At 46.9% G+C, this 9,958-nt stretch carries 10 protein-coding genes and 1 riboswitch; of the genes, 7 read left to right on the forward strand and 3 right to left on the reverse strand.

The features are described 5' to 3' along the window. From BM082_RS13585 to cysQ, 3 genes are all read left to right on the forward strand, one after another. Nucleotides 1-744 carry a type II secretion system protein N gene (locus tag BM082_RS13585; protein WP_074927314.1) on the forward strand — a complete coding sequence of 248 codons (744 nt, stop codon included), beginning with the start codon at nt 1-3 and terminating at the stop codon, nt 742-744. Nucleotides 745-767: 23 nt separating this feature from the next. Further along, nucleotides 768-1,322: an ADP compounds hydrolase NudE gene (gene nudE, locus BM082_RS13590; protein ID WP_017012515.1), complete on the forward strand. Its 555-nt coding sequence runs from the start codon at nt 768-770 to the stop codon at nt 1,320-1,322. A 76-nt stretch (nt 1,323-1,398) separates the two neighbouring features. Continuing rightward, complete coding sequence (cysQ, locus tag BM082_RS13595; RefSeq protein ID WP_017012516.1) at nt 1,399-2,214, forward strand: 3'(2'),5'-bisphosphate nucleotidase CysQ; 816 nt, start codon at nt 1,399-1,401, stop codon at nt 2,212-2,214. Nucleotides 2,215-2,357: 143 nt separating this feature from the next. Here the strand turns inward: cysQ and sthA are convergent, their stop codons facing one another. Further along, nucleotides 2,358-3,773: a Si-specific NAD(P)(+) transhydrogenase gene (gene sthA / locus BM082_RS13600; protein ID WP_017015710.1), complete on the reverse strand. Its 1,416-nt coding sequence runs from the start codon at nt 3,771-3,773 to the stop codon at nt 2,358-2,360. Nucleotides 3,774-4,035: 262 nt separating this feature from the next. Between sthA and fabR the strand changes: the two genes are divergently transcribed. Together fabR and BM082_RS13610 are read left to right on the forward strand one after the other, a co-directional pair. Beyond that, nucleotides 4,036-4,680 carry an HTH-type transcriptional repressor FabR gene (gene fabR / locus BM082_RS13605; protein ID WP_017012518.1) on the forward strand — a complete coding sequence of 215 codons (645 nt, stop codon included), beginning with the start codon at nt 4,036-4,038 and terminating at the stop codon, nt 4,678-4,680. A gap of 5 nt (nt 4,681-4,685) precedes the next feature. After that, complete coding sequence (locus BM082_RS13610; protein WP_017015711.1) at nt 4,686-5,057, forward strand: YijD family membrane protein; 372 nt, start codon at nt 4,686-4,688, stop codon at nt 5,055-5,057. Nucleotides 5,058-5,130: 73 nt separating this feature from the next. On the opposite strand, the gene trmA is transcribed toward BM082_RS13610, so the two are convergent. After that, on the reverse strand, nt 5,131-6,237 hold the full coding sequence (gene trmA, locus BM082_RS13615) for a tRNA (uridine(54)-C5)-methyltransferase TrmA (protein ID WP_074927316.1): 1,107 nt from the start codon (nt 6,235-6,237) through the stop codon (nt 5,131-5,133). A 158-nt stretch (nt 6,238-6,395) separates the two neighbouring features. On the opposite strand from trmA, the gene BM082_RS13620 reads away from it, so the two are divergent. After that, nucleotides 6,396-6,923: an ATP--cob(I)alamin adenosyltransferase gene (locus BM082_RS13620; protein WP_017015713.1), complete on the forward strand. Its 528-nt coding sequence runs from the start codon at nt 6,396-6,398 to the stop codon at nt 6,921-6,923. Between the two features lie 73 nt (nt 6,924-6,996). Beyond that, nucleotides 6,997-7,198: riboswitch (cobalamin riboswitch) on the forward strand. A gap of 44 nt (nt 7,199-7,242) precedes the next feature. Further along, nucleotides 7,243-9,141, forward strand: a complete 1,899-nt coding sequence (locus BM082_RS13625; RefSeq protein WP_026025033.1) for a TonB-dependent receptor domain-containing protein — start codon at nt 7,243-7,245, stop codon at nt 9,139-9,141. Nucleotides 9,142-9,627: 486 nt separating this feature from the next. On the opposite strand, the gene BM082_RS13630 is transcribed toward BM082_RS13625, so the two are convergent. Next, nucleotides 9,628-9,958 (reverse strand): IS3 family transposase (locus tag BM082_RS13630; RefSeq protein ID WP_139218788.1); only part of this gene is annotated, 331 nt, incomplete at its 5' end.

A 9,958-nucleotide genomic window follows, 5' to 3' on the forward strand; every position in this document is an offset into this window, starting at 1 on the left:
ATGAAAGGTAAAATTTTCACCGGACTGGTCTTTGTCATCCTTCTCGTGATCAGCGTTATCGTGCACATTCCCGCGAGTTTCGCGCTTCGTCATTTGCCTTCGAACACAGGCGCCGACTTTACTGGTGTCTCGGGCACGGTATGGAATGGTTCGGTCAAGCAATTTACGTGGCAAGGGCAACCTCTGGGTACGTTAAATTGGACGTTGAATGTTCTGCCTCTGTTTACCGGGAAGGCTGATGTGTCGGTGCGTTTAGCAGGTTCAGGAGTATCAGCGCGTGGTAATGTGGGCTATGGATTCAATGGTGTGTTTGCAAAGCAGCTTTTACTGTCCGCGCCAGCCTCATTCATTCAATCTTACGTACCTTATCCTTTGCCTGTTGGTGTCTCGGGGCAATTTGATGTCACCGTACGTGATTACCTGATGAATGAGCCATTTTGCGATACGTTGGATGGCAATATTGCGTGGTCTCAAGGAAACGTAAGTTCTCCGTTAGGCAACGTCGACCCAGGGTTAGTGGTGGCGGATGTCACGTGTGATGAAGGTAGCCTGGTGTTGAACGGTGACAGTAAATCGGACGCATTGCAGAGCGAATTTACTCTCTCGCTTGACCCGAGTCAGCGTTACAACATTAATGGTTGGTTCATTCCCGGCGATGCGTTGCCAGATAGCATGAAGAATCAGTTAAGCTGGCTTGGAAAGCCAGACAACGAAGGACGCTACCGACTCAGCTTTGGTAGCTGACAGCCTTTGTTAGGAGAGAACACATGACAAAGAAACTCACGCCCCCTGAGATCTTGGATGCAAAAGTCGTCGCTAAATCGCGTCTTTTCCAAATCGAGTCTCTGGAACTTCGTTTTAGTAACGGGGAAGAGCGCACATACGAGCGCATGAAACCGAGCGGCAGAAACGCTGTGATGATTGTGCCTGTGACTGAAAATGGCGACCTGCTTCTGGTGCGCGAATATGCTGCCGGAACGGAACGTTATGAACTAGGCTTTCCAAAAGGCCTCATTGATCTTGGTGAAACCGCACTTGATGCTGCAAACCGAGAGCTAAAAGAAGAAATCGGCTTTGGCGCTAACCAGCTTTTACCACTGAAAGAGGTGGTACTTGCACCGTCGTATTTCTCAAGCAAAATGACGTTATTTCTTGCGCATGACCTGTATCCAGAGAAGCTCGAGGGCGATGAACCCGAGCCGTTGGAACTTGTTCGTTGGCCTGTTAATCAGGCTGAAGCGCTACTGTCTCACATTGATTTTGGGGAAGCCCGCAGCATTACCGCATTGCTGCTGGCACTGAAACATCTTTCCGGCCAGTAAAAACTGTCGGCGTTACTTTCAGTGACCAAAAGGCATTGAAAGCAGTCGTAGTGTGAAGGCCCAAGAGGAGTATCACATGGAGTTGTCACTGCTACTGCAACCAGTGATTGAAATCGCACGTGCATCCGGACAAGTGATTCTGGATATTTACCAACGTGGTGATTTTGAAAAAAACATAAAAAGCGACGACACGCCTGTCACCAGTGCAGACTTAGCTGCACACAAGCTGGTGACTGAGCGATTGACGGCGCTCACCCCCGACATTCCCGTGCTTTCTGAAGAAGACGCGACTGTGCCATTGTCTGAGCGCGAAAAGTGGGACAGATATTGGCTGGTGGATCCACTCGATGGAACACAAGAATTTATCGCAGGTAGCGGCGACTTTGCCACCATCATTGCGTTGGTTGAAAACAATCAACCCGTGATGGGCGTAGTGTATGGCCCCGTCTCGGGTGTGTCGTATTACGCGGCGAAAGGCCACGGCGCATGGAAAATCATGCCGGATGGCGAAAAAGTGCGTTTATCCATTCTCAAGCATGACGATGAAATGTCATCACTCTCCATTGCGATTAGCCGTCGACAAGACATCAGTAAGATCACTGAACGTTTGGACCCTAGCCGTAATTACGATTTGGTGCCTTTAGGCTCCGCGGCGCTGAAGTCATGTTTGGTGGCTGAAGGTGCGGTGGATTGCTACCTACGTTTAGGTCCAACGGGCGAGTGGGACACGGCTGCAACGCAGTGCATTGTCGAAGAATCCGGTGGCCGTATTTTAGACATGACGTTGTCGCCCCTTTCTTACAATGAAAGAGATTCGTTCGAAAACCCTAACTTTATTGTGTTGGGTGACACCGGACTGCCTTGGCGAGATATCGTGCGCTTAGAAGGTTAATGCCTTCTTTAAGCCAGCAATAAAAAAACGGAGCATTCGCTCCGTTTTTTGTTGGGCCTAGTACTTAAAAAGGTCATGTCTTTCTGCGTGAGCAAAACTCTTTAAGACCTAAAACAAGACTCAATTATTTTTAGGACCCAGTCTTAGAACAACCTATTCAATCCATTTAATGCCGCAACACGATAAGCCTCTGCCATGGTTGGGTAGTTGAACGTGGTATTGATGAAGTAATCCAGCGTATTCCCTTCACCTTTTTGCTCGAATATCGCTTGGCCGATGTGAATGATTTCTGCGGCGCGTTCTCCGAAACAGTGAATCCCGAGAATCTCTTTGGTCTCGCGGTGGAACAAGATCTTCAAACTGCCGACATCCATGCCCGCAATCTGCGCGCGTGCAAGGTGTTTAAACTGCGCACGGCCGACTTCATACGGCACTTTATCTGCCGTCAGTTCTTGCTCGGTTTTTCCAACAGAACTGATTTCAGGGATGGTATAAATGCCCGTTGGAATGTGGTCGATCAGTCGGCCTGTTGCTTGGCCTTCAACAATGGCTTGCGCCACAATGCGGCCTTGGTCATAAGCCGCACTTGCCAGGCTCGGGTAACCGATAACGTCACCCACAGCAAAAACATGTTCGACCTCTGTGCCGTAGTTGTCGTTCACTTTTAACTGACCACGAGAGTCGGCTTTTAGGCCAACCGCTTTGAGGTTGAGTGAATGGGTATTACCGGAACGTCCGTTCGCGAACAAGATGCAATCTGCACGCATTTTCTTACCAGATTGCAGGTGCAAAATCACGCCGTCTTTGGTGCCCTCGATACGCTCGTACGTTTCATCGTTACGAATCAGTACACCGCTGTTCCAGAAGTGGTAGGAAAGTGAGTCAGACATTTCGTTATCAAGGAAAGACAACAAACGATCACGGGTGTTAATCAAATCGACCTTGATACCAAGACCACGGAATATCGACGCATATTCACTGCCAATGACCCCTGCTCCATAAATAATGACGTGGCGAGGATCGTGCTCTAAAGACAGGATTGAATCACTGTCATAAATGCGAGGGTGCTTGAAGTCGACATCGTTTGGACGATAAGGGCTAGAGCCTGTCGCAATGACAAACTTATCAGCGGTGTAGGTATCAACACTGCCGTCATTCGCGGTGACTTGTAATTCATTCGTGCCGCTAAAACGCGCACTGCCATGCAATATAGAGCAGGCATTACGGTCATAGAAGCCTTGACGCATACGGGTTTGCTTACCGATCACAGATTGCGCGTGGCCAAGAATGGCGGAGAAAGTACTGTGAACATATCGATTATCACCTGAATAGATCGGGCTTTTGTTGAACTCGATAATACGGCTAACGGTATGGCGCAGCGCTTTGGATGGGATGGTGCCCCAATGGGTACAACCACCACCGACGGTCTCTTCTTTTTCGACGACAGCAACGCGCAAACCAGCTTTGGTTAAACCCATGGCGGCACCTTCGCCACCAGGGCCACTGCCGATCACGATAACGTCAAAATGGCTAGGCGATGTAGGGGATGCTTTGCTCATATCCTTATGACCTTTTGTTTTCATTATGTTAAGAATCGCGAGCTGATTGTAACGCCGCAGGGGCTTAACGAGAACACACTCACTACTAATCAGCGTAGGTGATCACGCAACTTTGGGCGAAAAGGTCGCTATTCAGGTCATAATTCTGTCTCGTTGTGGTGATCTAACACAGGGATTGCAAAAACGAACAGTGAGACCCACTGAACTCCTTGTAAAAAGCGGGTATAGTTTGCGGTTAGATTTCATGAGGTAAACACTGGCGATGGGAATAAGAGCTCAACAGAAAGAAAAAACACGTCGTACGTTGATCGATGCTGCATTTAGTCAACTCAGCGCCGATCGCAGTTTTTCCAGTTTAAGCCTCCGTGAAGTGGCACGAGGAGCCGGTATTGCGCCGACTTCTTTCTATCGCCACTTTAAAGACATGGATGAATTAGGCCTGACCATGGTTGATGAAGGAGGCCTGCTGTTGCGTCAACTGATGCGACAAGCACGCCAACGCATCGCGACCGAAGGCAGTGTGGTCAGAACGTCAGTAGAAACCTTCATGGAATTTATCGAAAGCAGCCCGAACGTGTTCAGGCTGTTATTGCGTGAACGCTCTGGTACATCGACAGCATTCCGCGCGGCTGTGGCCCGTGAGATTCAGCACTTTGTGGCTGAATTGACAGAATACTTCGAAGCGAAAACCGGACTAACCCGTGATGAAGCCTATAATCAGGCGGAGGCATGTGTGACCTTGGTATTCAGCTCTGGTGCAGAAGCACTCGATCTGGACAAGCGAGCACGTGCAGAACTCGCTGAGCGATTGGTGACGCAATTGCGCATGATTGCAAAGGGCGCTTACTGGTACCGTAAAGAGCGGGAACGCAATGCTCTCAAGGATAAGTTGTCTTCAGGCAGGTAAGAATTATGGAACAAAATCATCAATCTGAGCGTAAATTTCTCCTCCTCGCGGTCATCGCGGGTTTATGTGGCAGTGCGACATTGTCGACACTGTTCGTTGATGGCGTAGCATTCTCGATTTTTCCAATAATCGCGTTTGTTTTGTCTATCTACTGTTTCTACCAGCAACACCTCACACAACCTCTTACCGAAGGCACGCCGCTTATCGCGTTTGCGTGTTTCTTAGTCGGTGCGTTCGGATACTCGGCATTTGTACGTATGCAAATGCCCGACATCGGCGGTAATTTCTTCTCTATCATTGTCACCATGATCCTCGCGTTTTGGATTTTCCATCGCATGGGTTGGTTGAAAGGGAAAAAAGAAGCCGTTGAAGAATAAGCGATCGAGTCTGTTCGACTAAACGCAAAAAAGGAGCCTAAGGCTCCTTTTTTATTGCATCGCGTTTGCTGTTTTATTTACGTTCCAGCATGACACCCGCTTCCATATGATGGGTGTATGGGAATTGGTCAAACAGTGCGAAACGAGAAACGCGGTGTGTTTCAGAAAGAATCTCAAGGTTCTCTTTTAGCGTTTCTGGGTTGCAAGAAATGTAGAGAATACGGTCGTAGGTTTGAACCATACGGCACGTTCCTTCGTCCATGCCTGAGCGTGGTGGGTCAACAAAGATGGTGTTGCAGTTATAGCTTTTTAGATCAACATTCGCTTGCTGTAGACGGCGAAACTCGCGCTTACCTTCCATCGCTTCCGTAAACTCTTCTGCAGACATACGGATGATTTGTACGTTGTCAGCGTTGTTTGCTGCAATGTTGAATTGCGCGGATTCCACTGACGGCTTCGCCAATTCAGTCGCCAAGACGCGCTCGAAGTTGTGTGCCAGTGCCAATGAAAAGTTGCCGTTACCGCAGTAAAGTTCAAGCAGGTCACCCGTGCTGTCTTGGGTGCAGTCTACTGCCCATTCCAACATCTTCTCTGCGACTTTGCCGTTTGGCTGCGTGAAGCTGTTTTCGATTTGTTGGTAAGTCAGCGTGCGATCGTGAACTGTCAACTTTTCAAGTACGTAGTCTCGATCGATGATGATTTTTTGCTTACGAGCGCGACCAATCAGGTTCAGGTTAAACCCTTCATCATTTAGGCTTTGCTTCAGCTCACGCGCGTTCTTCTCCCACTCTTCATCCAATTGACGGTGATAAAGCATGGAGACCAGCACTTCACCGCTCAATGTAGAGAGGAAGTCGACTTGGAAAAGCTTACGGCGCAGGCTTTCGATAGGCTTAATTGCGTCGACCAAGAGAGGCATCAGATCATTGATGATGCGGCTCGCTTGTGGAAATTCATCCACGCGATATTTTTCCTTCGTCTCTTGGTTGAACATGATGTAATAGAGATCATCCCCTTCATGCCAGACGCGAAACTCTGCACGCATACGATAGTGCTTGTCTGGAGACGGAAACACCTCGAGCTCAGGCGTGTTGAACGCGCTAAATGCCTCATTCATGCGGGCAATTTTCTCGTCCAGCTGTGCCTGATACTGGCGGGTGTCAATCAGGGTGTTGCTCATATTACCTAACCTGCGTAACTAAAAATGAGCGCAAATTGTAAGTAGCCCATCCATATTGTCCAGCCTTTTCGCTGACTTTTTCGCCAATCGGACAATGTGGCAGCGTAAATTCAGTGCATAGGATAATATTGGCGCAGTTTGCTATGGCAGGAATGATCATGACCTTTCGAAAACCCAAAAACCGTAAAGAAATTTGCTATCCCTTCATCTATGAATCTGCGTTGACGTGCGACTATGAGGTGCATACCGATGAGTTGTGCAGTTTGGTCGGTATGGTGTTGGCGCAAATGCCCGAGGGGTTTGATGATGTGGTGGCAGATCTTGAAATGCTTCATCCGAAGATTTATCACCTTAATGGGTCGGTACGTGGGAAGACGGCAATCTTCGAAGAAGATCTTGAATGGCTTCACGCGCGCTATGACTATTACAACGAAGCGAGTAAAGGGCGAATCTCTCGTTTCGTATTGCCTCGTGGCCCTGTTGCTGTGATGGCGTTGCACCAATGCCGTACAGGGGCGAAGAAAACGGTCCGTTTGCTGCACCGTTTGGATGAGTCGGGGGTGACGTTTGAACCTGAACTGCCACGCTTTGCAAATCTTCTCGCCAATTTCTTCTTTGTGTTAACCGTCTATATAAAGATGAAATTGGATGTGGAAGAAGTCGATTTCGTCAGCCTTAGTTACTAGTTTTTTGGTAACACCTCCTCTTCTTTGCGGTCCAAGTAGGACTCAGATCTCACAATCAAAGTATCAATAGCGCGCTGACTTCACTATAATCGGCGCGCTTTTTACTTCCAGCTGGGAATCTGGTGAAAATCCAGAACTGGCGCGCAGCGGTAATGAGAAACGAAGGTGACACGGCGAAAGCCAGACACTGTGCTTCTATCTAAGATAGGGTGTGGGAAGTCGTCACTGTAGGCTGTCTCTAAGTCCGAATATCAGCTGGGTCACAATATGGTATCAGGAATTCCTGACATCATTAGATACACGCGATTATGGATCTGATATGTCTCATAAGTATTGGGTAGCAGGAATGCTGCCAATGGCTGTGTTTGCGCACGCCGAAACAACCACCCCTTCTATCGACGACACTATGGTCGTTACCGCTTCTCGATTTGAACAGCCTGTCAAAGATGTTATCGCTCCGATTAATGTCGTAACTCGCGACCAAATTGAGCAAAGCCAAGCTAAAACAATGACCGAAGTTCTGCGCAAAATGCCAGGTGTTGAGGTAACTGTGAATGGTGGCATTGGTCAACAAGCATCTATTTTCATTCGTGGCACAAACTCGACGCATGCTTTGGTATTGATTGATGGTGTTCGTATGAATCAATCTCTTTCTAGCGGCACGAGTATTAACCGCATCCCACTTAATCAAGTTGAACGAATTGAGTTGATTAGAGGTTCTGGGGCTGCTGTATATGGTTCAGATGCTATAGGCGGTGTGCTAAACATCATTACTCGTTCAGAGCGAGGCAGCGAGACTAAAAGTATTACTGTCGGTGCGGGCAGTAATGAGTACCGAGAGGGAAATTTCGTTGCGAGCAGTGACATATCTGAAAATGGGCATTTAAAGATCGCAGCTGGCTTCCAAGAAACAGACGGCTTTAATGTAAACCCTCTACTGGGTCAAAACGATGGCGACAAGCATGGGTTTAATGGTAATCAGTTAATGATTAACTACGAACATTTGCTATCAGAAAATTGGACGGCTTTTGCTTCAGTGCGTTGGTTTGACAACGATGCTGAATACAACAGATATGACTCCTTTAATGGACCTGGTTATGTTGTTGCTAACGGTAACTCAGAAAGCACGGTTTATAATCTTCGCACTGATTTTGTGAGTGAGCAGTTAGCCAGTAGCTGGACATTTAGTCATCAAGAGTCAGCAAATACTGATACTCAACCTAGTGTTGATACTCCGTTTTCCCTACTTGATATTGATCTCACGACTTTCCAGTGGGCAAACCGACTTACACTATCAGAATCTTTCTCTTTGTTAGCTGGTGCGGATTGGCGTAGAGAGAAAATGAATGGAAACTCTCGTGATACTGCATTTGATGCTTCATTTACGCCATCTATCGTAACTCACCCTTTCGCTGGAGAAGATCGAGAAATTTATGGTGTTTACGGTAGTGCAAACTACGAAATTGGTGACCTCCAGCTTCAAGCAAGTGCTAGACACGATCGTTATGACTCTAGTTATGAAAGCGCAGAGTCTTTCGATGACTACACCACTTGGAGCTTAGGTGCTGGATATCGCATAGGCGATGAACATCGCGTGACAGCAAGTGTTGGAACTGCATTTAAAGCACCTACATTTTCTGATCTAGATAGCAATCTATTTCTGGAACCAGAAGAGAGCTTGAATCTAGAGTTGGGCATTAGTGGATTTTACAGTGCGTTTTACTGGCAGCTAGCGTTCTATGATAATGACGTTGATAACCTAATCTACTACATCAAAGAAAATCAATTTAGTGGCAATAGTTATAATGTAGATGCGCGTATTCGTGGTGTTGAGTTAGAAACAGGATTCTCTACTGGCCCGGTGTCTCACACAGTAGTGCTTGAATATAAAGATCATGAAGATTCGAAAGGTATTCAGCTCGCGAGACGTGCAAAAGAAAATGCGAAATGGCTTATGGAGTATGGCATCGATGACTTTGATTTTTCATTGTCGTATTTATACACCGGCAAGCGAATGGATCTACCGAGCCTCGCTCCTACTGAAGACGATTACCTAGCGGCTTACAGTCTTTGGGATTTCGGTGTTACCTATTGGGCTACTCCTGAAGTCGCTTTAAGAGGCCGAGTTGATAATTTATTTGATGAAACGTATGAGACTACGGGCGGCTACCCAGCGCCAGAACGCGCTTACTATGTAAGCATGGACTATCGCTTCTAAGCATTATGTAAGAGCCGCCTACGGGCGGCTTTTTTCATCCGAGAACAGCAATGAAAAAACGTGTCATCGTGAGTTGGTCATCAGGCAATTATGTATAAACTATAAAATGTAAACACAGATCACATGTATTAAGTCATAAAAAATAATAGGTTAGATGTTAAGTGATAATCATTTTCTTAAAGGTGAGAATTGCTTGAGATTAAACTAGAATTATAAGCATAAACTTTTCTGTAAAGGTGAGGCATGCGAGTACGAGTTCATGTGTATCAAATTGATGGAAGAACTAGAGTATCCCTAGTAGATGAGAGCTTCTTACCGTTTTACCCTTTATGTATTCACCTGGATAGGGAATATGGTGGGAAATCCATCAACTCAAAGAAGTCTGTCGCTCAAGATCTAAGGTTTTTCTGCGAATGGCTGCACATACAGTCGATTGATATTGAAGACCGAATTGTGTCAGGGAGGATGCTATGAATAGCCACCGACTCAGTAGACACCTTTGAGCCTTTCTTCGTACTGCTTTTCATACTCTACAGGTGACATTTGGTCGTTGGAACCGTGCCGACGTTTTACGTTGTAGAACATCTCAATATATTCAAAGATATCCATACGTGCTTCTTCTCTCGTTGAGTAGATTTTTCGCTTGATACGTTCTCGTTTCAATAACTGAAAGAAGCTTTCAGCAACAGCATTGTCATGACAGTTGCCTCTGCGGCTCATACTTGACTCCAAGCCATGCTGAGTCAGGAATTTATCCCAATCATGACTGGTGTACTGACTGCCCTGATCTGAATGTACAAGCACTTTCTCTTTCGGG

Source organism: Enterovibrio norvegicus DSM 15893 (genome assembly GCF_900115495.1).
Lineage (GTDB): Bacteria > Pseudomonadota > Gammaproteobacteria > Enterobacterales > Vibrionaceae > Enterovibrio > Enterovibrio norvegicus.

Bases quoted from the DNA above. Each gene is read 5' to 3' on its own strand.
- cysQ (WP_017012516.1), top strand. From the start codon at position 1,399: ATGGAGTTGTCACTGCTACTGCAACCAGTGATTGAAATCGCACGTGCA.
- BM082_RS13620 (WP_017015713.1), top strand. From the start codon at position 6,396: ATGACCTTTCGAAAACCCAAAAACCGTAAAGAAATTTGCTATCCCTTC.
- sthA (WP_017015710.1), bottom strand. From the start codon at position 3,773: ATGAGCAAAGCATCCCCTACATCGCCTAGCCATTTTGACGTTATCGTG.
- nudE (WP_017012515.1), top strand. From the start codon at position 768: ATGACAAAGAAACTCACGCCCCCTGAGATCTTGGATGCAAAAGTCGTC.
- fabR (WP_017012518.1), top strand. From the start codon at position 4,036: ATGGGAATAAGAGCTCAACAGAAAGAAAAAACACGTCGTACGTTGATC.
- trmA (WP_074927316.1), bottom strand. From the start codon at position 6,237: ATGAGCAACACCCTGATTGACACCCGCCAGTATCAGGCACAGCTGGAC.
- BM082_RS13585 (WP_074927314.1), top strand. From the start codon at position 1: ATGAAAGGTAAAATTTTCACCGGACTGGTCTTTGTCATCCTTCTCGTG.
- BM082_RS13625 (WP_026025033.1), top strand. From the start codon at position 7,243: ATGTCTCATAAGTATTGGGTAGCAGGAATGCTGCCAATGGCTGTGTTT.
- BM082_RS13610 (WP_017015711.1), top strand. From the start codon at position 4,686: ATGGAACAAAATCATCAATCTGAGCGTAAATTTCTCCTCCTCGCGGTC.